Origin of the sequence: Dokdonella ginsengisoli, from assembly GCF_042652785.1 — a bacterium.
GTDB lineage: Bacteria > Pseudomonadota > Gammaproteobacteria > Xanthomonadales > Rhodanobacteraceae > Dokdonella_A > Dokdonella_A ginsengisoli.
Genome location: NZ_JBHSHD010000006.1, coordinates 291,244 through 312,470, shown reverse-complemented (window position 1 = coordinate 312,470; position 21,227 = coordinate 291,244). Strand labels below are relative to the sequence as shown.

Sequence of the window (21,227 nt, the reverse complement as noted above, 5' to 3'; positions counted from 1 at the left end):
GTCGGGTTCGGCGGCGGTACGCGGACCGGCGCGGCCATTGTCGCGCAGAAGGCGGCCGGTGCGCGCCCGCCCGTCCCCGTCGCGCACGCTAGCTCGCGCGGTGTTCCTGGATGTGCGCCGACAATGCGCGCAGGCTGCCGAAGATGCGCCGGTTGTCCGGATTGTCCGAGCGCAGCTGGAAGCCGTAGCGCTTGGACACGGCCAGCGCCAGCTCGAGCGCGTCGATCGAGTCGAGGCCGAGGTCGCTGCCGAACAGCGCGGCGTCCGGATCGATCTCGTCGGGCTTGACCCAGTCGATGTTGAGGCTTTCGGTGAGCAGCTGCGCGAGCTCGTGTTCGGCTGGCGTCTGCGCGACGCTGGCTTTGGTGTTCATGCGGCGGGTTCGGGCGGAAAGATAGCCCGGTAGTGTATCATCCGCGCCCCGCGCCTTCCGTCCCGCCGCAATGCCGTGAACCGCATGTCGATGCCGATGACCGAACCCGACGCGCTGGTGCGGTTCGGCTACGAGCAGGCACCGGCGGAACTCCTGCTGCAACAGCCCGACGTGCTGGCCGTGATCGGCTTCGGCGCGTCCGCCGCGCTGCCGTCCGATCCGCGCGTGCTGCGGGTCGGGCTGGAGCCGGTGCAGGCGTCCGCGCTGGAGGTCTGGCGCGGCGTCGCGCCGGTGCACAGCGGCCGCGACGGCGACCTGCGCTGGAGCAGCGACGGCGAGCACCTGTTCTTCGCGATCGAGGCCGACGAGGCGGCGCACGGCGGCATCGTCGCCGCCGCGCAGTATGCCTATCACACGCTGACCGCCTTCGTCTCCGGCGGCTCGACGCCACATCTGCTGCGACTGTGGAACTACCTCGACGCGATCAACCTCGGCGACGGCGACGAGGAGCGCTACCGGCGGTTCTGCGACGGCCGCGCGCAGGGCATGCGCGCGGCGGCGGGCACGCGCTATCCGGCCGCGACCGCGATCGGCCGCCAGGACGGCGTGCGCGTGCTGCAGGTCTACGGCCTGGCCGCGCGCAACGCGGGCGCTGCGATCGAGAACCCGCGCCAGGTCAGCGCCTGGCGCTACCCGCGCCAGTACGGCCCGACCGCACCGACCTTCGCGCGCGGCATGCGCACCTCGGCCGCGCAGCTGCTGATCTCCGGCACCGCCGCCGTGGTCGGTCACGCCTCGCGGCACGAGGACGATCTGGACGCGCAGATCGAGGAGACGCTGGCCAATCTCGACAGCCTGCTGCGCCAGGCGGCGGTTCCCGATGCGCAGCTCGGTGCGGGCAGCCTGCTGAAGGCGTACGTGCGCGACGCGGCCGACGCGGCCGTGCTCGAGGCCGCGCTGCGCCGGCGCGTGCCGCGCCTGGGCGGTCTGCTGCTGCTCGCCGGCGACATCTGCCGCCGCGAACTGCTGGTCGAGATCGACGGCTCGCACCACGCCGCCTCCTGACGCGCCCGCGGCGCGTCGCTTCCCGCGTTTCCTCCCCGATCCGGCCGCGCTATGCCAGCCGCGGCGCAATGCCGCGCGGACGACTGTTCCGTGCTTGGCACAGTGGCAAAAAATCGTTGCGGCGCAACAATTTGCAATGCATTGATCCTTGTGAATTTCTCCTGGGCGGCCGCTTTTGGCACGAGCGCTGCAGATAAAACGGTGCGTCGCAGGACCGGCCCGGCAGCGGGATCGGGCTTCTGCGACAGATCCGGCCGCACGAGCGCCTCAAAAAAACTTGCCAGTTCGTCAGGAGGGAGCACCGATATGAGTAGATTCTTCGCAGGGTATCAACCGCGATCGTTCGCGCTGTGCGCGGCCGTCGCGGCCGCGCTCGTCGCAGGCGCCGCGACGGCCAACGACGAAGTCATGAAGATGTCGCAGAACCCGGACGGCTGGGGCACGCCGAGCGGCGACTACGCCGGCACGCGCCACAGCAAGCTGGCCGACATCACCAAGAGCAACGCCAAGGACCTGGAGATGGTCTGGTCGATGTCGACCGGCGGCCCGCGCGGCCACGAGGGCCAGCCGCTGGTGATCGGCAACACGATGTACTACGTCAGCGGCTACCCGAACTACGTGTGGGCGCTGGATCTGTCCGAGCCCGACGCCTACCACGTGCTGTGGAAGTACTCGCCCAAGCAGGACGAGCACGCGGTCGCGGTGGCCTGTTGCGACACGGTCAACCGCGGCGCCTCGTACGCCGACGGCAAGCTCGTGTTCAACACGCTCGACGGCCAGCTGATCGCGCTCGACGCCAAGACCGGCAAGGAGGTGTGGAAGGTCAAGCACGCCGAGCCGAAGAAGGGCGAGACCTCCACGCCGGCTCCGCTGATCGTCAAGGATCTGGTCATCACCGGCATGGGCGGCGACGAGTTCGGCGCGCGCGGCCGGCTCGCCGCGTACCGCCTGGCCGACGGCAAGGAGGCCTGGGTCTGCCACAGCACCGGTCCGGACAAGGACGTGTGCCTGGGCAAGGACTTCAACAAGGCGCATCCGGAACACGGCCAGCTCGGCGACCTCGGCGTGAAGAGCTATCCGGGCGACGAATGGCAGCGTGGCGGCGGCGCGCCGTGGGGCTGGCTGACCTACGATCCCAAGCTCGACCTCGTCTACTACGGCACCGGCAACCCGGGCCTGTGGAGCCCGACCTACCGCTGCAAGTACAAGACGCACGAGGAGTGCAACAAGGGCGACCAGGACAACAAGTGGTCGATGACGATCTTCGCGCGCAAGCCCGACACCGGCGAGGCCGTGTGGGGCTACCAGAAGACGCCGTTCGACCAGTGGGACTACGACGGCATCAACGAGAACATCCTCGTCGAGATCGACGGCAAGCCGGTGCTGGTCAACTTCGACCGCAACGGCTTCGCCTACGTGCTCGATCGCCGCGACGGCACCATCCTGCACGCCAACAAGTACGTCAACGTCGACTGGGCCGAGAAGATCGACCTCAAGACCGGCCGTCCGATCAAGGTCAAGGAACACTCGCCGTTCGACCTCAACAAGCCGGTCAAGGCCTCGCCGTCGGCGATGGGCGGCAAGGACCAGCAGCCGTGCGCGGTCGATCCGAAGGATTCGAAGATCTTCTTCTGCCCGACCAACAACTGGTACATGGAAGACGAGCCGAAGGAACGCGGCGCGATCATGACCGGCATCGTCTACGTGTTCGCCAACGTCGCGATGAAGCCGGAGAAGCCCGGCAACCTCGGCAACTTCAAGGCCTTCGACGTCACCACCGGCAAGACCAAGTGGGAGATCAACGAGAAGTTCCCGACCTGGGGCGGCGCCCTGGTGACCGACGGCGGCGTGGTGTTCTACGGCACGCTCGACGGCTGGTTCCGCGCGGTCGACAAGGACAGCGGCAAGATCCTGTGGTCGAAGAAGCTGTCGTCGGGAATCATCGGCAACCCGATCACCTACAAGGTGGCCGGCCACCAGTACGTGTCGGTCTTCACCGGCATCGGCGGCTGGATCGGCCTGCCGATCGCGGGCGGCCTCGACCCGTCCGATCCGTTCGGCGCGCTCGGCGCGGTCGGTCTGGCGTACCAGAACGGCTTCGACAAGATCCCGACCGGCGGATCGCTGTTCACGTTCCGCGTTGACACCGGCGAGGCGGTCGGCAAGAAGGTGGCCCAGAAATAGGCCAGATCACGGTCCACACGCCGGGGCCCGATGGGCCCCGGCGCTTTTTTTTCGACCCGGGGCGGGGGTCGTCGAGTTCCGGAAATACAGAGCAGTGAATTTTTCCCTATCGAATATCCGCCGTTTATTGCTTCGATACACGCGCTACACTCCCGATCAGCCTGCATTCAATCCGGTCCGCATAACGTCTTCATTCGTTCGCGGATCGCAGCCGAAATCGAGGAGTGGCCCATGTCCTTGAAAGCGACCCTGGCGCTCGCCGCCGCCCTGGCTTGCGCGAACTTCGCCGCCGCCGCCGAAGATGCCCTTCCGCTGCGCGTGTGCGCCGACCCCGGCAACATGCCGCTGTCCAACAACAAGGGCGAAGGCTTTCAGAACAAGGTCGCCGAGGTGCTCGCCAAGGGCATGGGCACCACCCTGGAGTACTACTGGTACCCCTACTACGGCCGCGGCCTGGTACGCAGCACGCTCAACGCCGGCCAGTGCGACGTGCTGATGGACGTGCCGTCCGATTTCGAAATGGCATTGACGACCAAGCCCTATTTCAAATCGACCTTCGTTCTGGTGCACAGAAACGACCGCAAATACCACATCGGATCGCTCGACGATCCGCTGCTTAAAACCCTGAATATCGGCGTGTTCCAGAGCTCTCCGGCACGCGAAGCCCTGCGCTCACACGGAGTGCTGGAAAAAACCAGGGTTCAATACGTCTTTTTCGACTCCTATTCCAATACCAAGGATTATCCCGGCAAGCAGGTCGAGCAGGTCGTCGACGGCACGCTCGACGCCGCGGAGGCCTGGGGGCCGATCGCCGGCTACTACGCGGTCAAGAAGAAGGCGCCGCTGACCCTGCTGCCGATGAACCGGCTCGACGACGGCATCCCGCTCGAGTTCGAGATGTCGCTCGGCGTGCGCCGCGCCGACAAGGATCTCAAGCAGCGCCTGGATCGCGCGCTGGAGGCCAATCGCGACGAGATCCGCGCCATCCTCGCCGACTACGGCGTGCCGCTGGTGCACTGCGACGACTGCGTCGTGTCCGGCGACCTGCCCGAGCACGGCCCGTACACGGCGATCGAGAAGGCGCACCTGCAGGCGCGCGGCGACCATCCCGAATCCTCCGCACAGGAACTGGCCGCGACCAAGTCGCGCCTGGCCGAAGGCGGCGACGCGAGCAAGGAGCTCGTCGACGCCGTGCTCGGCAACGATCCCGACCGCGTGCGCTTCCTGCTCGATCGCGGCGCCGATCCGAACAAGGTCGCCGAGCTCGACTACAACGCGCTGCAGACCGCGGTGCGCGAGGGTCATCTGGCGATCGCGCAGATCCTGCTCGAGCGCGGCGCCGACATCGACCGGCTCGACAAGGACGGCTGGTCGCCGCTGATGTTCGCGGTGTACCGCAACAATCCGGACATGATCGCGCTGCTGCTGCGCAAGGGCGCGAACAAGGACATCTACGGCACCAGCGGCTGGAGCGCGCTTTCGGTCGCGATCACCTACGGCGACGCCGCGCGCGTGAAGCAGCTGCTCGACGCCGGCGCGAACGTCAACGCGGCGAATGCGGCCGGCTACACGCCGGTGATGTTCGCCACCGCCAAGAGCGCCGACGGCGTGCTCGATCTGCTGATCCAGCGCGGCGCGAAGGTCGGCGCGGCGAACAAGGCCGGCATCACCTCGCTCATGCTCGCCGCGGCCGAGAACAACGCCGACGCGGCCCGGCTGCTGCTCGCGGCCGGCGCCGACACCACCACCAAGGACGCCGAAGGTCAGACCGCGCTGGAGATCGCGCGCGCCAAGCGCAACGCGCAGGTCGAGGCCCTGCTCAGCGAGCGTCCGAAAGGCTGAACCGCGCGACCGCGGAACCCTGCTGTTGATCGATGCAAGACGATGGAGATGAAGATGACCTTTCGCACCACCTTGACGGCCGTCGCGTTCGCGGCGGCGTGTTCCGCCGCGGCGCTGGCCGCGTTCCAGCACGACGCCCACGCGCAGGCCGACGCGACCAAGCCGGCGGCGGCCGGCGGCAAGAACGACCACGGCCTGGACATCGTCAAGAATCCCTACACCGACAACGCCGAGGCGATCGCCAAGGGCAAGGACCTGTTCGTGTCGAAGGCGTGCAGCGGCTGCCACGGTGCCGGCGGCGGCGGCGGCATGTGTCCGCCGGTCGTCAACGACACCTGGGTCTACGGCAGCGACGACACGACCCTGTTCAACCTGGTCAAGCTCGGCAGCACCGGGCTGCAGGGCAAGGGCTACTCGCGTATCGGCCACGAGAACGTGGTCGGCGACATGCCGCCGTTCGCCAGCATCGTCACCGACGACGAGCTGTGGAAGATGCTCGCCTACGTGCGTTCCAGGTACGCCGGCGACCCGGCCGCCAAGAACTGGTGAAACTCCGTTCGCGGTCGTCCGGCGCCCCGCGCCGGATGACCGTGCAGGGACTCTGAGGCACGATGCCGGGTCCGACACATTCGACCGGAGCAGACATGATTTCCTCCAGCCCCCGCAGGATCCCGTTCCTCTCCCCCGTCCTCGCCGCGCTCGCCTGCGCGGTGTCCGGCGCGGTCGCCGCCGCGCCCCTGGCCTACGTGCCGAACCAGAAGAGCGGCACGATCTCGGTCATCGACACCGCGGGCGACACCGTGGTGAAGACGCTCAGCGCCGGCGGCAAGCTCGGCAAGCGCCTGCAGGCGATCGACGCCGACGCCAAGGGCACCACGATCTACGTGGTCGACGCCGAGCACGATCAGCTCGTCGCGATCGATCCGGCCACCGACACGATCCGCCACAGCGTGAAGATCGGCGAGGACGCCGAAGGCGTGCGGCTGGCGCCCGGCGGCAGGAAGCTGGCGGTCTGCGTCGAGGGCCAGCACCGGGTTCTGCTGATCGACGCGGCGACGTTCGCGGTCGAGGCGCAGATCCCGACCAAGGGCCGCAATCCCGAGCATTGCGAGTTCACGCCCGACGGGAAATCGCTGCTGACCAGCAACGAAGGTTCCAACGACATGGACGTGATCGACCTCGCCGCGAAGGCCTCGACCGGCACCATCGCCACCAGCGGCCATCCGCGCGGCACCGCCTTCGTCGGCGCCTCGAAGGTGTATGTCGCGCAGGAGGCGGCGAACGGGGTCGACGTGATCGACGTCGGCGCGCGCAAGAAGGTGGCCAGCATCCCGACCGCACTGCGCGCGGCGGGCGCGATCGCCAGCGCCGACGGCAAGCGCGTCTACGTCGCCAACGGCGGCGCCGGCAGCGTGTCGGCGATCGACACCGCGACGGACAAGGTGGTCAAGGAGGTCGCGGTCGGCAAGCGGCCCTGGAACATGGCGCTGACGCCCGACGGGAAGAAGCTGTACGTCGCCAACGGCCGCTCCAACAGCGTCAGCGTGATCGACACCGGCAAGCTCGAAGTGGTCAAGGAGATCGCCGTCGGCGAACTGCCGTGGGGCGTGGTCATCCCGCAGTGAGGACATCGCGGCGCCGGCGCGCAGCCGGCACCGGCACTGTTCCGCGGCGAACGGGGCGATGCGCCGGCAGGTGTTCCATTTCCGTTTCACCACCACGGCGCGCGCTGCCGCGGCCGCCGCGGAAGGCGAAGAAAAACCGGGCCTTGCGCGAGGCCCGAAAGCGCGCCGCAAATGGCATGCACATTGCAGCAACGGCGACGCTGTCCCAAGGACGCTTGAACGTAGGAGAAAGCGAACAATGAAAACCCGAGCAGCCGTGGCCTGGGAGGCCGGCAAACCCCTCGAAATCGAGGAAGTCGATCTGGAAGGCCCGCGCGCCGGCGAAGTGCTGGTGAAGATCGTCGCGACCGGCGTCTGCCACACCGACGCGTTCACGCAGTCCGGCGCCGATCCGGAAGGTCTGTTTCCGGTGATCCTCGGCCACGAAGGCGGCGGCATCGTGCAGGAAGTCGGCCCCGGCGTGACCAGCGTCAAGCCCGGCGACCACGTGATCCCGCTGTACACGCCCGAATGCGGCGTCTGCAAGTTCTGCACCTCGGGCCGCACCAACCTGTGCCAGGCGATCCGCGTGACGCAGGGCAAGGGCCTGATGCCCGACGGCACCTCGCGCTTCTCGATCAAGGGCAAGCCGATCCTGCACTACATGGGCACCAGCACGTTCTCCGAGTACACCGTGCTGCCGGAAATCGCGCTGGCGAAGATCAACCCGAAGGCGCCGCTGGACAAGGTCTGCCTGCTCGGCTGCGGCATCACCACCGGCGTCGGCGCGGTGCTCAATACCGCCAAGGTGTGGCCGGGCGCGACGGTGGCGGTGTTCGGCCTCGGCGGCATCGGCCTGGCCGTGGTGCAGGGCGCGGTGATGGCCAAGGCCTCGCGCATCATCGCGGTCGACCTGAACCCGTCCAAGTGGGAAATGGCCAAGGCGATGGGCGCCACCGACTTCGTCAATCCGAAGGACTACGACCGTCCGATCCAGCAGGTGCTGGTCGACCTGACCGACGGCGGCGTGGACTTCTCGTTCGAGTGCATCGGCAACGTCAACGTGATGCGCTCGGCGCTGGAGTGCTGCCACAAGGGCTGGGGCGAGTCGATCATCATCGGCGTCGCCGGCGCCGGACAGGAGATCTCCACGCGCCCGTTCCAGCTCGTCACCGGCCGCGTCTGGCGCGGCTCGGCCTTCGGCGGCGTCAAGGGCCGCTCGCAACTGCCGGGCTACGTCGACCGCTACCTCGCCGGCGAGCTGAAAGTGGACGAGTTCGTCAGCGAAGTGCTGCCGCTCGAACAGATCAACCACGCCTTCGACCTGATGCACGAGGGCAAGGTGATCCGTTCGGTGATCAAGTACTAGAGGCGCTTTTGAATTTGGCGTTTGCAGACTCCGGCAACGCAAGCTCCATGCTTTTCCTTCTCCCGCCGGCGGGAGAAGGTGCCGAAGGCGGATGAGGGGAAACGAAGCGCTGCGCTCTGATCTCCCTCACCCGCGCCTGCGGCGCGACCTCTCCCGCAAGCGGGAGAGGTGATCAAGCTGCTGCAAAATGTGAATCAACGATGCTCCAACGGAGCTGAACATCCAATCGGGAGGCAAATCATGGCCGTCGCAATCCATCCGTCCGTCGACAACGGAATCAAGCCCGCCGCCGACGGCTTCGCCGGCGGCACCCTCGTCTGCCACTGCGCGCAGAATCCGGTCAAGGTCTCGATCGGCTCGCAGGTGCTGCACAACCACGCCTGCGGCTGCACGAAGTGCTGGAAGCCGGACGGCGCGCTGTTCTCGGTCGTCGGCGTGGTGCCGCGCGACAAGGTCGACGTGACCGACAACGCCGGCAGGCTGAAGATCGTCGACGACAAGGCGACCATCCAGCGCCACGCCTGCAGCGGCTGCGGCGTGCACATGTACGGCCGCATCGAGAACGACAAGCACGCGTTCTACGGCCTGGACTTCATCCACACCGAGCTGTCGCCGCAGACCGGCTGGGCGCCGCCCGGGTTCGCCGCGTTCGTCTCCTCGATCATCGAGTCCGGCGCCGATCCGGCCAACATGGGCGCCGTGCGCGGCCGGCTGAAGGACGTCGGCCTGGAACCCTACGACTGCCTCAATCCGCCGCTGATGGACGCGCTGGCCACGCAAGCGGCGAAGCTGTCGGGCGTGCTGAAGTCCTGACCGGAAGCGCGCGTCGCGGCATCCATCGCCGCGGCGCGCGACCGGCGTTCCCGCCTTCGGCCAAACCCATGCCCGCCTGCGAACCGCTGAAGATCGCGATCGCCGACGACCACGCGGTCGTGCGCAGCGGCTACCGCCGCCTGCTCGAACTCGACGAGACGGTCGAGGTGGTCGCCGAATTCGCCGACGGCGAAAGCGCCTACCGCTGGCTCAGCGATCATCGCGCCGACATCCTGATCCTGGACCTGTCGATGCCCGGCCGCGGCGGCCTGGCGACCTTGCAGCGCCTGCGCCACCGCGTTCCGCAATTGCGCGTGCTCGTGTTCACGATGCACGACAGCCCGGCGCTGGCCGCGCAGGCCCTGCACCTGGGCGCCAGCGGCTACGTCACCAAGAGCAGTCCGCCGGAATCGCTGATCGACGCGGTGCGCCTCGTCGGCGAGGGCGGCTGCGCGCTGTCGGCCGAAATCGCCGGCGCGCTGCAGGCGTCCACGGATGCCGGCGCGCTGCCGCACAAGCAGCTGTCGCCGCGCGAGTTCGACCTGTTCCTGCTGTTCGCCGGCGGCGTCGGCGTCGAGCAGATCGCCGCCGACCGCTGCCTCAGCGTGAAGACCGTGGCCAACTACCAGACCACGATCCGCCACAAGACCGGCCTCGGCAACGCACTGGAGATGTACCGCTACGCGCAGGAGCACGGCCTGCTGCAAGGCTCCGGCTCGAACCGGCTGCAGTAGTTCAGGACCCCGCCTGCGCGTGCGCGCCGCCGTCGAACCGCGCGACCAGACGCAGGCCCGGCCGCGTCGCGTCCGCGCGCGACGGTCCGATGCGCAGATCGCCGCCGTGCGCCCAGACGCGTTCGCGCATGCCGGCCAGGCCGTTGCCGCGCTGCGCGGCGCCTTCGACCGACTCGATGCCGACGCCGTCGTCCTCGTAGCGCCACTCCACCGCGTCCGCGTCGGCCGATTCCAGCTCGATGCGGATCCGCGTCGCCTGCGCGTGGCGCATCGCGTTCGTCAGCGCCTCCTGCGTCAGCCGGTACAGCGTCGGCACGAGTTCGTCGCCCAGGCGCGAATCGTCGACGCCGCAGGCCAGCTCGATGCGCACGGCCTGCTCCGGCCGCTCGCGCCAGCTGGCGACGAGGTCTTCGAGCAGGCGGCGCAGCGGCGCGCGCGCACCGCGCGGGCGCAGCTCGCGCAGCAGGTCGCGTACGCCCAGATGCAGCCGCTCGCTGTGGGCGGCGAACTCGTGCGCGACCTTCTGCACGTCCGGCTGCGCGGCGGTGCGGTGCGTCAGCCACAGCGCGTCGGCGCGCATCGCGGTCAGCGCTTGGCCGAACTCGTCGTGCAGCTCGCGCGCCAGCCGCGCGCGTTCGTCCTCCTGCGTGGTCAGCAGCTTCAGGCTCAGCCGGCGGCGCTGCTCCTGCGCCTGGCCGAGCGCGGCGGCGAGATGGTTCAGCGCGCGCGCGATCGCGTCCATCTCGCGCAGGCGCTGCGGCGGCAGGCGGTGCTCGAAGTCGTTGCGCTCGTAGCGCGCGATCGCGCCGAGGATCGGCTGCAGCGGCGCCAGCGCGCGCTTGAGCGCCCAGTACACGGCGACCAGCACGGCGAGGGCGAAACCGGCCAGCAGGCCGAGCATGCCGAGCAGGTTGTCCAGCGCCTCGCGCTGCTCGCTGGCCGGGTCCAGCGCGACCGTCGCGACGAACACCTGGCCGTCGTCGCGGCGCAGCGTCCAAGGCCCGGACGCTTCGCGATGCTCGCCGCGCACGCCCGGCGCGAGGCGCGCGAACGCGCGCTGCAGGACGCCCGGCGGCGGCGCCGCGCGCGGCGCGACCAGCACGTGGCCGAGCGCGTCGCGCAGTTCCAGCCGCACGTGGCGCAGGTCGCCGGACGCGGCGATGCGCTCGAGCGCGGCGATGTTCGCATCGACGTCGGCGCGCGGCCCGTTCTCGAGCGCGTACAGGCGCTCGAACAGGCGGGCGGTCTGCGCGGCGCCCACTTCCTCGCGCCGCACGTCGACCTGCGCCCGCCACAGCGCGAGCGCGAGCGCCGCCGCGAGGATGGCCAAACTCAGCGCGGCGATGCGCAGCATCAGGTAACGGGAAATCTGCATCGACCGCTCCGACGATCGGGAATCGTTCCTATGGCCGGCCCGCCTGCGTGCGCCTAACGTTGCGGCGAACCGGGCTCGTCCATTCACGATGCTACGCGACCACGAATCCGCACAAGGGGAAGTCTCCATGCCGCACCTGCGCCGACCCTCGCCACGCCGCCGCCTCGCACCGCTCGCCGCCGCGCTGGCCGGCCTGCTCGGCCACGCCGGCGCCGCCGAGCCGCCGTCGACGAACCCGGAGAACGTGACCACGCTCGACCTCGTCAGCGTGGTCGGCGTCACGCCGATCGCCGGCACCGAGATCGCCGCGGGCAAGCTTCCGTACAACGTGCAGTCGATCAACGACGACGCGCTGAACCGCGCGCAGACGCTGGACCTGACCGACTTCATGAATCGCCATCTGGCCGGCGTGACGACCAACGGCGCGCAGAACAACCCGCTGCAGCCGGACGTACAGTTCCGCGGCTTCACCGCCACGCCGCTGCTCGGCGGTTCGGAGGGCATGTCGGTGTACCTAGACGGCGTGCGCGTCAATGAGGTGTTCGGCGACACCGTCAACTGGGACCTGATCCCGGAAGCGGCGATCGAGCGCATGAGCCTGCTCGCCGGCGCCAATCCGGTGTTCGGCCTCAACACGCTCGGCGGCGCGATCTCGATCCAGACCAAGACCGGCTTCAGCGATCCGGGCACTCGCTTCGAGTTCTACGGCGGCTCGTTCGGCCGCACCGAGGCGACCTTCGAGACGGCCGGCAACAGCGGCAGCTGGGGCTGGTACCTGATGGGCAACCGCTTCGACGAGGACGGCTGGCGCGACCTGTCGCCGTCGAACGCGAAGAACTTCTACGGCACGCTGTCGTGGCGCGGCGAAGGCGCCTCGCTCGACCTGCACCTCGGCCATGCCGACACCGACCTGACCGGCAACGGCGCCGCGCCGGCCGAACTGCTCGCGCGCGACTGGAAGGCGGTCTTCACCGCGCCGGACGAAACCGCCAACCGCATGGACCTGGTCAGCGCGCAGGGCAGCTTCGACCTCGGCGAATCGACGCGGCTGTCGTTCAATCTGTTCCACCGCGAGGTCAGGACGCGCTCGTACAACGGCGACGGCAGCGATTTCGAGGAATGCGAGGACGACGACGACGTGCTGTGCGAGGACGACAGCGACGAACGCGTGCTCGACCAGAACGGCGAGCCGATCTCCTCCGAATACGACGCGATCAACAACATCAGCCACCGGCGTCAGCGCAGCAACGGCGGCACCCTGCAGCTGAGCTTCGACCAGCCGATCGGCGGCATGGCGAACCAGCTCGTGGTCGGCGTCGATCACACCGACGGCCGCCTCGTGTTCGACTCCGCGGTCGAGGTGGCCACCTTGCTGGACGACCGCAGCACCTCGCCGAATTCCGGCCTGTTCGTGCCGGAGGACGCGCTGCGCGTGCGCAGCCGCACGCGCAGCACCGGCGTGTTCGCGACCGACACGCTGTCGATCACCGACGCGCTCGCGCTGACCCTGTCCGGGCGCAGCAACCACACGCGCACGACGATCCAGGACCTGACCGGCGAGAACCCCGACCTCAACGGACGCCACCGCTTCTCGCGCTTCAACCCGGCCGCCGGCCTGACCTACCAGTGGAGTTCCGCGCTGAACCTCTACGGCGGCTACAGCGAGTCCACGCGCGCGCCGACGCCGGTCGAGCTGACCTGCTCGGACGAGGAAGCGCCGTGCAAGCTGCCCAACCAGTTCCTGTCCGATCCGCCGCTCAAGCAGGTGGTGGCCAAGAGCTGGGAAGCCGGCGTGCGCGGCACGCTCGGCGATCCCGGCAACGGCCAGCACCTGAACTGGCACCTGGGCCTGTTCCGCACGACCAACGTCGACGACATCCTGTTCCAGTCCACCGGCGGCGTGCAGTCCAACGAGGGCTTCTTCGCCAACGTCGGCGACACGCGCCGGCAGGGCATCGAGGCGAGCCTGTCCGGCGCGCTGTGGGAGAAGCGCCTGCGCTGGTACGCGAACTACACCCTGCTCGACGCGACCTACCGCAGCGCGTTCTCCGAGAACAGCGCCAACCACCCCGACGCCGACGACGACGGCCTGATCTTCATCCGCAAGGGCGACCGCATCCCGAGCCTGCCGCGGCACAGCGTCAAGCTCGGCGCCGATTTCGCGCTGACCCCGGCGTTCGGCATCGGCGGCGACCTGATCGCCAACTCCGGCCAGTACCTGCGCGGCGACGAGGCCAACCTGCTCGGCAAGACCGGTGGCTACGCGGTGCTGAACCTGCGCGCGAACTACGTGTTCAACCGCCACTTCAGCCTGTTCGCACGCGTGGACAACGTCTTCGACCGGCGCTACCACACGTTCGGCACGCTCGGCGAGCCGGACGAGGTATTCCCCGATTTCGAAGACCCGCGCTTCTACGGCGCGGCGCAGCCGCGCGGCGCGTGGGTCGGCTTCCGCCTCGCGCTGTAGGGACGGCGCCGGTCAGGCCTTGCGCAGGAAGCAGGTCTTCAGCACCAGGCCCTTGATCTTGTCGGAGTGGCCTTCGATGTGCTCGGCGTCGTCCTCGACCAGGCGGATGTTCCGGATGACGGTGCCCTGCTTGAGCGGAATCGACGAACCCTTGACCTTGAGGTCCTTGATCACCACCACCGTGTCGCCATCCGCCAGCGGGTTTCCGTTGCTGTCGCGCACGACGGCGGCGGTCTCTGCCGCAGCCGCCGGCGCCGACGGCCACTCGTAGCCGCAGTCCGCGCAGACGAAGTTGTCGCCGTCGGGGTAGGTGTTCTCGAGCGTGCATTGCGGACAGGGCGGGATCGCGGACATGCGCGGCACTCGACGACGGAAGGAAGCGGCGCATTCTAAAGGCTGCACGAGGCGCACGTCGCGCCGGCGCCGCGACAGATCGGCGCGCCCGCCGATACCGCGGCCGCGCCCGGTACGTTCCGCGGCCGGGCGGCCTTGCTAGAATCCGCCGGGGGCCGCTGATGCGGCCCTTCGCTTTTCCGCTGGCGCCTCTCGCGATCCGCACGGCGGCAGACACGCGCCGAGGCTTCGGCTTCGACAGATCCGACCGCGGCCATCCCCGGCCGCACTCTTCAAATCAGGAACCGATCGACCGCATGCTTTCCATCGAACAACGCATCGCCCAGGACATCGCCGCGCAGCCGGCGCAGGTGAAGGCCGCCATCGAACTGCTCGACGGCGGCGCGACCGTGCCCTTCATCGCGCGCTATCGCAAGGAAGTCACCGGCGCGCTGGACGACACCCAGCTGCGCCTGCTGGAGGAACGGCTGGGCTACCTGCGCGAACTGGAGGACCGCCGCGCGGCGATCCTCGCCAGCATCGAGGAACAGGGCAAGCTCGACGACGCGCTGAAGGCGCAGATCCTCGAGGCCGACACCAAGGCGCGGCTGGAAGACCTGTACCTGCCGTACAAGCCCAAGCGCCGCACCAAGGCGCAGATCGCGCGCGAAGCCGGCCTGGAACCGCTGGCGCTGGGCCTGCGCGAAGACCCGACCGTCGCGCCGGAAGAACGCGCCGCCGCGTTCGTCGATGCGGACAAGGGCGTGCCCGACGTGAAGGCGGCGCTCGACGGTGCGCGGCAGATCCTGATCGAGTCGATCGCCGAGGACGCCGCGCTGCTCGGCGAGCTGCGCGACTGGGTCTGGAGCAAGGGCCAGGTCCGCGCCAAGGTCGTCGAGGGCAAGGAGAACGAAGGCGCCAAGTTCCGCGACTACTTCGACCACGCCGAGGCGATCGGGAAGATTCCCTCGCACCGCATGCTCGCGCTGCTGCGCGCGCGCAACGAGGGCGTGCTCGCGCTCGACCTGCTGCCGACGGCCGAGCCCGAGCAGGGCAACGCCGAAGCCGAAGGCCGCGTCGCCGCCGCGGCCGGCATCGCCGCGCGCGGACGCGCCGCCGACGCCTGGCTGCTCGACACCTGCCGCCTCGCCTGGCGCGTGAAGCTGCACCTGTCGCTGACGCTGGACCTGTTCGGCCGCGCGCGCGAAGGTGCCGAGGACGAGGCGATCCGCGTGTTCGGCGACAACCTCAAGGACCTGATGCTGGCCGCGCCGGCCGGCCCGAAGGTGGTCATGGGCCTGGATCCGGGCATCCGCACGGGCGTGAAGGTCGCCGTGGTCGACGCCACCGGCAAGCTGCTGGCGACGAGCACGGTCTATCCGCACGAGCCGCGCCGCCAGTGGGACCAGTCGCTGGCCGAACTCGGCGCGCTGTGCCTCAGGCACGGCGTCGCGCTGATCGCGATCGGCAACGGCACCGCCTCGCGCGAGACCGACAAGCTCGCCGGCGAGCTGATCAAGAAGCTCGGCGGCACGATCGCCAAGATCGTCGTCAGCGAAGCTGGCGCGTCGGTGTATTCCGCCTCCGAGATGGCCGCCAGGGAATTTCCGGGGCTGGACGTCAGCCTGCGCGGCGCCGTCTCGATCGCGCGCCGCCTGCAGGACCCGCTGGCCGAACTGGTGAAGATCGAGCCGAAGGCGATCGGCGTGGGCCAGTACCAGCACGACGTGAACCAGATCAAGCTCGCGCGTGCGCTCGACGCGAAGGTCGAGGACTGCGTGAACGCGGTCGGCGTCGACGTGAACACCGCGTCCGCGCCGCTGCTCTCGCGCGTCGCCGGGCTTTCCTCGAGCGTGGCCGAGAACATCGTGCGCCACCGCGACGAGAACGGCCCGTTCCGCACGCGCCAGTCGCTGAAGAAGGTGCCGCGGCTCGGTGACAAGGCGTTCGAGCAGTGCGCCGGCTTCCTGCGCATCGCCGAAGGCGACGAGCCGCTGGACGCCAGTGGCGTGCATCCGGAGGCCTATCCGGTGGTCGCGCGCATCGTCGCCGCCTGCGGACGCGAGGCCCGGCAGGTCATCGGCGACGGCGCGCTGCTGCGTGGATTGAATCCCTCGCAGTTCACCGACGAGCGCTTCGGCCTGCCGACCGTGCGCGACATCCTGAAGGAGCTGGAGAAGCCCGGCCGCGACCCGCGCCCGGCCTTCGTCGCGCCGACCTTCGCCGAGGGCGTGGAGGACCTGAAGGACCTCGTCGTCGGCATGGTGCTCGAAGGCCGCGTCACCAACGTCGCCGCGTTCGGCGCCTTCGTCGACATCGGCGTGCACCAGGACGGCCTGGTGCACGTGTCGGCGCTGTCGCACAAATTCGTGCGCGACCCGCGCGAGGCGGTCAAGGCCGGCGACATCGTCAAGGTCAAGGTCATGGAAGTGGACCTGCAGCGCCAGCGCATCGCGCTGTCGATGCGTCTGGACGACGTGCCCGGCGAAGCGCGCAACACGCGCGAATCGCGTGGCGGCGACCGCGGTGACCGCGGCGCTCCGCGCGGCGCCCCTGCGCGCAAGCCGGCCGCCGCGCCGGCGCCGGTGAACAGCGCGTTCGCCGACGCGTTCGCGCGCGCGCGCAAGAACTGAGTCGTTGCGTTTCACCTCTCCCGCCGGCGGGAGAGGTCGCGCCAAAAGGCGCGGGTGAGGGAAACCGTGAGAGCGACTCTCACGGCACGTGCGCTTCGCTCCGCCCGCCCTCACCCCGGCCCTCTCCCGCAAGCGGGAGAGGGAGAACGGCGGCGCGCCGCATGAACGACGCGCCACCAGCCACCTGAGCGGACACCAAACGAGAATCCGCCACTCGGCGGATCGCGCGGACGTGCGCCGTACACTGGCACACAGGATTTCCTATCGGGGTGCTGCCATGAAGACACTCACCATATTCAGCCTGCAACTGGCACTCGCCACGGCGCTGCTCGTCGGCCTCGCCGCCTGCGGCGACAAGCCGGCATCGACGAGCGCTCCGGCCGCGGCGAACACGCCGGCCGCCACACCGGCGGTCGAGCCCGCCGCGCCGGCCCCCGACGCACCGAAGGACGCGCCACCACCGGCCGCACCCCAGGCGCCGACCGCGCGCGACCTGGTCGCCGCGCCGCCGCATTCGATCGAACCGTCGCAGACCGCACAGGCGGCGCCGGCACCGCAGGAAAGCGCCGCCGAGCCGGCGCCGCCGGAGGACGAACCGGCCGCACCCCGCCCGTCGGCGTCCGCCGCAGCACCGTCCGCGGGCGCACGCTACGCCAACGTGGTCAGCGTGCAGCCGGTCAAGCACAAGGTCGACCGCAAGCGCGAGGTGTGCCGCGACGAGCGCATCGTGCACAAGGCTCGGCCGAAGGACGACCACCAGATCGCCGGCACCGTCATCGGCGCGATCGCCGGCGGCGTGATCGGCAACCAGGTCGGCGGCGGGCGCGGACGCGACATCGCCACGGTCGCCGGCGCGGTCGGCGGCGGCTACGCCGGCAAGAAGATCCAGCAGGGCCAGCAGGATCGCAACACCTACACGACCACCGAACGCCGCTGCCGCCAGATCAACGAGCCGACCGAGGAAGTGGTCGCCTACGACGTCGTCTACGAATACCTCGGCACGACGCAGAAGGTGCGCCTCGACCACGATCCGGGCGAGCGCGTCGAGCTGCCGGTGCGCGGGATCGAATAGTTCGAGCGTTCCGACGCGCTGGCTCTCGCCGGAGAGCTACAGCAGAGGCAACTGAGGCTGCTCGTCGCGCGCGACTTCGGCGCGACGGATCATCTGCTGCACTTCCGGAGCGGCATGAATGGGGATCAGTTCGATCGCCGGATGCTCGTTCGCGAAGACCCTGAAAACCTCGTCGGCGAAGGCCTGGCCGATCGTCGTCACCTCTTCGAAATCCAGGATCACGGTGCTGAAGCGATCGACTCGCCGAAGCAGTCGTTTGGCTTGCGAGCGGGAAACCAGATTTTCGTCTCCGATCCGTGCGAGACGTACCGGCACAATCGTCTTCGCGAACGTGTAGTCGTCCGGACCGCTGGAGAACTGATCGAAAACTTCCTTCGTCGTCCGCGCCGACGGCACGGCAATTTCCATCACCACCGCCGTACCGACGGATGAACCAGGCAGATCGACTTCGGCGAGCACGTCCCGGCTTTCCGCATCGTCGTGATCGAACATCAGACCGCCCGACTGGATGGTAAAGACGTCGAACATGCGCGAGGTGAAGAAGATGCCTTCACCCGAATGCTTTGCCGGATCGGTGGTCAGTTTTCCTTTCGACAGCTCCAGCAATGCCAGACGCTCGTCCGGCAATTCGAGGGCGCGTGTGATCTTGCGAAAGATGCCGATGCCGTCGTCGGCCACCATCAAGGCAACGCGCGCCTCGGTACGATCGAGGAAGATCTGCAGGAAGCGGCCTTCGGAATGGTCGATCGCATTGTTGACCATCTCGGTCAGGCCATGATGGCAAATGTCGATGACGTTGCGCGGCAAACCCTCCAGCAGCGGAGCGACATCGCTCGACCACACCCGGTCCTCGGCCAAGCCCTTCAAGGCATGCTCGACGGAGCTGCGTCGGTTTCGCCCCAATCGATACGTCGGCCGCGTGGTGCCCGATTTTTCGAGATAGCCCTCCTCGATCAGAACACGGGCTCGTGCGACGACCGCAGCGCGGCTGACGCCGATCGCATCCGAGACGACACGCACCAAGTCGCCGGGGTGCCGCGGCGCCTCGGCCAGCAAGGCGGTTTCGATCTGGACGGAACGATTCGGGCGCGGCATTGCACGATTGGAAAGTTACGCGCCTCGATTAAATAGTTATTCGAGATCATTGTAAAGTTTCGAACACCGGGACCGCCTCAGCGCGACCAGCTCCAGCGCAGCCCGACCATCACGGTGCGATCCGGCGCCGGCTCGAAGTAGCGGCCGTTGGCATCGTTGACGATGACCGAGCCGGCGTAGCGGCGATCGAACAGGTTGTCCACGCGCGCGAAGGCGCGCAGCTGTCCCGACGGCAGCTCGAAGCCGTAGGCGAGGTCGGCGCCGGCGACGAAGTATGCCGGTGCGCGGTCGCTGCCGAGGTCGTTGACGGTCACCGTGTCGACGTAGTCGCCGCCGAACGAGGCGCGCCAGCCGCGCTCGCCGCCCCACTGCAGCGCAACGTGCACGTCCTGCCTGGGAATGCCGGGAATGCGCGTGCCGGCGGCGACCTGGGTCGGCGTGCACGGCGTGCCGACGCAGGTAGCGAACGCCGAGCGGAACGTCGCGTCGAGCCAGGTATAGGCGGCCTGCAGACGCCAGCGCTCGGCGAAGCGCCAGTCGAGCGACACCTCGGCGCCGTCGCGGCGCGCCTTGCCGATGTTCTGGTAGGTCGTGCGGCCGCCGGCGGAAGTGGCCACCGCCAGCTCGTCCCTGGTGTCGGCGCGGAACACGGCGAAATTCGCCTCCAGGCCGGAGGCCGGGCGCAGCTTGAGGCCGAGTTCGGCGTTGCGCGTGCGCGCGGGCGTCAGGTCGAAGGCGAGGCCGGCGCGGCCGTCCGCGCGGTAGGCCAGTTCGTTGAAGGTCGGCGTCTCGAAGCCCTTGCCGTAGGACACGTACAGGTTCGCCCAGTCCGCCGCGCGGTAGAGCAGGCCGGCGACCGGCGTGGTCGCGCCATAGTCGACGCGGCCGCTGTCGTCGGGATTGGCCGCGGTGACGTAGCGGTCGGCGGAATCGAAGCGCATCTGGCTGTGGCGCAGGCCGGCGGTCAGGGTCCAGCGTTCGGCGAAGCGCCAGTTCGCCTGCGCGTACTGGTCGAAGTTGCGCACCGTGTCGATCTCGTCGCGGCGCGGCGCGCCGCGCACGCCGAGCGCGGTGCCGACGAAATTCTCGTAGCCGCGGCGATGCTGCTCCTGCCGGTCCCAGGCCAGGCCCGCGGCGAGGTCGAACGCGCCGCCGGCAAGCTCGCCGCGATACGTCCAGCGCGCGTCGGCGCCGCCGTAGTCGCTGTCGAGGTCGACCACGCCGCCCGAATGCAGCGGATTGGCCTGCGCCGACGTCGGCACCGCCAGGAACTGCTCGACCTCGCGCCGGCCGGCGTAGCCGAGCAGGCGCAGGCCGTGGCCGCCGCCGAGGTCCTGTTCGTAGATCGCACCGGCCTGGTCCTGGTGCACGCTCTTGCGCGTATTGAACTGCTGCGCGACGGCGGCGACGCCGCGCGGATCCGCCTGGAACTGCGCGCGTGTGAGACCGAGCGGATCCTGCGCGCCGGGCAGGTCGACCGTGTTCAGCAGCACGGTCAGCTTGCCGCCGTCGCCGATCTTCCAGCCGAGCTTGGCGTTGCCCGACTCGCGCCGGGCGCGGCTGTGGTCGCGGTAGCCGTCGGTTTCGAAATGCGTGAAATCGAGGTTGTAGTCGAAGCCGCCGCTGGCGCCGCGCGCGTTGGCGCTCGTGCGCCAGGTGCCGTAGCTCGCGCCGGCTAGGCCGAAGTCGAACCTCGGCGGGCCTTCGCCGTCGGCGGTGAACACCTGGATCACGCCGCCGGAGGAATTGCCGTACAGCGCCGAGAACGGCCCGCGCAGCACCTCGATGCGCTCGGCGGAATCGAGGTTGAAATGCGAGACCTGGCCCTGCCCGTCCGGCATCGTCGCCGGAATGCCGTCGACGTACAGGCGCAGCCCGCGCACGCCGAAGGTGGAGCGCGCGCCGAAGCCGCGGATGGAGATCTGCTCGTCCTGCGCGTAGTTCTGCCGGTCGCGCGCGAGCACGCCGGGAATGGCCGCGAGGAATTCGGAAGGGTTCACGCCGAGCGTGTCCGATTGCGCGTCGACGTCGACCGAGTCGATCGAGGCCGGCACCTGGAAGGCATCCTGCTCGCTGCGGGTGGCGGTGACGACGACGGTCGGCAGGTCTTCCTTCGGCGGCGCCGGCGGGGCGTCTTCCGCCGCGAACACCCGTGCCGCGAGCCCGCAGCCGGCGAGCATCACCTTCCAGTCCGTACCGCGCATGCCCTCGTCCCGTCGACTTCGAGCCGTCGATGCTAGCAAGGGCGGCGACGCGGGCCGCTAGCGA

General features: G+C 69.1%; 16 protein-coding genes. 11 read left to right on the top strand and 5 right to left on the bottom strand.

Annotated elements, in window-relative coordinates:
• Window positions 1-88: 88 nt before the first annotated feature.
• Complete coding sequence (locus tag ACFO6Q_RS07315) at window positions 89-373, bottom strand: phosphopantetheine-binding protein (RefSeq protein ID WP_380019952.1); 285 nt, start codon at window positions 371-373, stop codon at window positions 89-91.
• An 84-nt stretch (window positions 374-457) separates the two neighbouring features.
• On the opposite strand from ACFO6Q_RS07315, the gene ACFO6Q_RS07310 reads away from it, so the two are divergent.
• From ACFO6Q_RS07310 to ACFO6Q_RS07275, 8 genes are all read left to right on the top strand, one after another.
• Window positions 458-1,438, top strand: a complete 981-nt coding sequence (locus tag ACFO6Q_RS07310) for a chorismate transformation FkbO/Hyg5 family protein (protein WP_380019950.1) — start codon at window positions 458-460, stop codon at window positions 1,436-1,438.
• Between the two features lie 306 nt (window positions 1,439-1,744).
• Window positions 1,745-3,622 carry a PQQ-dependent dehydrogenase, methanol/ethanol family gene (locus ACFO6Q_RS07305; RefSeq protein ID WP_380019949.1) on the top strand — a complete coding sequence of 626 codons (1,878 nt, stop codon included), beginning with the start codon at window positions 1,745-1,747 and terminating at the stop codon, window positions 3,620-3,622.
• Window positions 3,623-3,853: 231 nt separating this feature from the next.
• Window positions 3,854-5,464: a quinoprotein dehydrogenase-associated putative ABC transporter substrate-binding protein gene (locus ACFO6Q_RS07300; protein ID WP_380019948.1), complete on the top strand. Its 1,611-nt coding sequence runs from the start codon at window positions 3,854-3,856 to the stop codon at window positions 5,462-5,464.
• 54 nt (window positions 5,465-5,518) lie between these two features.
• Entirely contained in the window at window positions 5,519-6,013 is a 495-nt protein-coding gene (locus ACFO6Q_RS07295; RefSeq protein WP_380019947.1) for a c-type cytochrome, read from the top strand.
• 95 nt (window positions 6,014-6,108) lie between these two features.
• Window positions 6,109-7,089, top strand: a complete 981-nt coding sequence (locus ACFO6Q_RS07290) for a YVTN family beta-propeller repeat protein (protein WP_380019946.1) — start codon at window positions 6,109-6,111, stop codon at window positions 7,087-7,089.
• Between the two features lie 238 nt (window positions 7,090-7,327).
• Window positions 7,328-8,437, top strand: coding sequence for an S-(hydroxymethyl)glutathione dehydrogenase/class III alcohol dehydrogenase (locus ACFO6Q_RS07285; protein WP_380019945.1), 1,110 nt, complete (start codon window positions 7,328-7,330; stop codon window positions 8,435-8,437).
• Window positions 8,438-8,674: 237 nt separating this feature from the next.
• Window positions 8,675-9,250, top strand: a complete 576-nt coding sequence (gene gfa / locus ACFO6Q_RS07280; RefSeq protein ID WP_380020047.1) for an S-(hydroxymethyl)glutathione synthase — start codon at window positions 8,675-8,677, stop codon at window positions 9,248-9,250.
• A 68-nt stretch (window positions 9,251-9,318) separates the two neighbouring features.
• Entirely contained in the window at window positions 9,319-9,984 is a 666-nt protein-coding gene (locus ACFO6Q_RS07275) for a response regulator transcription factor (RefSeq protein ID WP_380019944.1), read from the top strand.
• 1 nt (window position 9,985) lies between these two features.
• On the opposite strand, the gene ACFO6Q_RS07270 is transcribed toward ACFO6Q_RS07275, so the two are convergent.
• The gene (locus tag ACFO6Q_RS07270) at window positions 9,986-11,359 is read right to left on the bottom strand and encodes a histidine kinase (protein ID WP_380019943.1); all 1,374 of its coding nucleotides are present in this window, start codon (window positions 11,357-11,359) and stop codon (window positions 9,986-9,988) included.
• Between the two features lie 127 nt (window positions 11,360-11,486).
• Here ACFO6Q_RS07270 and ACFO6Q_RS07265 point away from each other — a divergent pair, with 127 nt between their 5' ends.
• Window positions 11,487-13,826, top strand: coding sequence for a TonB-dependent receptor (locus ACFO6Q_RS07265; RefSeq protein ID WP_380019942.1), 2,340 nt, complete (start codon window positions 11,487-11,489; stop codon window positions 13,824-13,826).
• Window positions 13,827-13,838: 12 nt separating this feature from the next.
• On the opposite strand, the gene ACFO6Q_RS07260 is transcribed toward ACFO6Q_RS07265, so the two are convergent.
• Window positions 13,839-14,180, bottom strand: coding sequence for a zinc ribbon domain-containing protein YjdM (locus tag ACFO6Q_RS07260; RefSeq protein WP_380019941.1), 342 nt, complete (start codon window positions 14,178-14,180; stop codon window positions 13,839-13,841).
• A 296-nt stretch (window positions 14,181-14,476) separates the two neighbouring features.
• Between ACFO6Q_RS07260 and ACFO6Q_RS07255 the strand changes: the two genes are divergently transcribed.
• Together ACFO6Q_RS07255 and ACFO6Q_RS07250 are read left to right on the top strand one after the other, a co-directional pair.
• A complete protein-coding gene (locus ACFO6Q_RS07255) occupies window positions 14,477-16,792 on the top strand; it encodes a Tex family protein (RefSeq protein WP_380019940.1) in 2,316 nt (771 codons plus the stop codon).
• Window positions 16,793-17,069: 277 nt separating this feature from the next.
• Entirely contained in the window at window positions 17,070-17,864 is a 795-nt protein-coding gene (locus ACFO6Q_RS07250; RefSeq protein ID WP_380019939.1) for a glycine zipper 2TM domain-containing protein, read from the top strand.
• 36 nt (window positions 17,865-17,900) lie between these two features.
• Here the strand turns inward: ACFO6Q_RS07250 and ACFO6Q_RS07245 are convergent, their stop codons facing one another.
• Both ACFO6Q_RS07245 and ACFO6Q_RS07240 read right to left on the bottom strand, forming a co-directional pair.
• Window positions 17,901-18,959: an STAS-like domain-containing protein gene (locus ACFO6Q_RS07245; RefSeq protein ID WP_380019938.1), complete on the bottom strand. Its 1,059-nt coding sequence runs from the start codon at window positions 18,957-18,959 to the stop codon at window positions 17,901-17,903.
• A 77-nt stretch (window positions 18,960-19,036) separates the two neighbouring features.
• Entirely contained in the window at window positions 19,037-21,163 is a 2,127-nt protein-coding gene (locus ACFO6Q_RS07240; RefSeq protein ID WP_380019936.1) for a TonB-dependent receptor family protein, read from the bottom strand.
• Window positions 21,164-21,227: the final 64 nt, after the last annotated feature.

Excerpts from the sequence above, each read along its gene's own strand:
- ACFO6Q_RS07265 (WP_380019942.1), top strand. The coding sequence starts at position 11,487 with ATGCCGCACCTGCGCCGACCCTCGCCACGCCGCCGCCTCGCACCGCTC.
- ACFO6Q_RS07255 (WP_380019940.1), top strand. The coding sequence starts at position 14,477 with ATGCTTTCCATCGAACAACGCATCGCCCAGGACATCGCCGCGCAGCCG.
- ACFO6Q_RS07315 (WP_380019952.1), bottom strand. The coding sequence starts at position 373 with ATGAACACCAAAGCCAGCGTCGCGCAGACGCCAGCCGAACACGAGCTC.
- ACFO6Q_RS07240 (WP_380019936.1), bottom strand. The coding sequence starts at position 21,163 with ATGCGCGGTACGGACTGGAAGGTGATGCTCGCCGGCTGCGGGCTCGCG.
- ACFO6Q_RS07300 (WP_380019948.1), top strand. The coding sequence starts at position 3,854 with ATGTCCTTGAAAGCGACCCTGGCGCTCGCCGCCGCCCTGGCTTGCGCG.
- ACFO6Q_RS07310 (WP_380019950.1), top strand. The coding sequence starts at position 458 with ATGTCGATGCCGATGACCGAACCCGACGCGCTGGTGCGGTTCGGCTAC.
- ACFO6Q_RS07260 (WP_380019941.1), bottom strand. The coding sequence starts at position 14,180 with ATGTCCGCGATCCCGCCCTGTCCGCAATGCACGCTCGAGAACACCTAC.
- ACFO6Q_RS07275 (WP_380019944.1), top strand. The coding sequence starts at position 9,319 with ATGCCCGCCTGCGAACCGCTGAAGATCGCGATCGCCGACGACCACGCG.
- ACFO6Q_RS07295 (WP_380019947.1), top strand. The coding sequence starts at position 5,519 with ATGACCTTTCGCACCACCTTGACGGCCGTCGCGTTCGCGGCGGCGTGT.
- ACFO6Q_RS07245 (WP_380019938.1), bottom strand. The coding sequence starts at position 18,959 with ATGCCGCGCCCGAATCGTTCCGTCCAGATCGAAACCGCCTTGCTGGCC.
- ACFO6Q_RS07290 (WP_380019946.1), top strand. The coding sequence starts at position 6,109 with ATGATTTCCTCCAGCCCCCGCAGGATCCCGTTCCTCTCCCCCGTCCTC.
- ACFO6Q_RS07250 (WP_380019939.1), top strand. The coding sequence starts at position 17,070 with ATGAAGACACTCACCATATTCAGCCTGCAACTGGCACTCGCCACGGCG.
- ACFO6Q_RS07270 (WP_380019943.1), bottom strand. The coding sequence starts at position 11,359 with ATGCAGATTTCCCGTTACCTGATGCTGCGCATCGCCGCGCTGAGTTTG.
- ACFO6Q_RS07305 (WP_380019949.1), top strand. The coding sequence starts at position 1,745 with ATGAGTAGATTCTTCGCAGGGTATCAACCGCGATCGTTCGCGCTGTGC.
- ACFO6Q_RS07285 (WP_380019945.1), top strand. The coding sequence starts at position 7,328 with ATGAAAACCCGAGCAGCCGTGGCCTGGGAGGCCGGCAAACCCCTCGAA.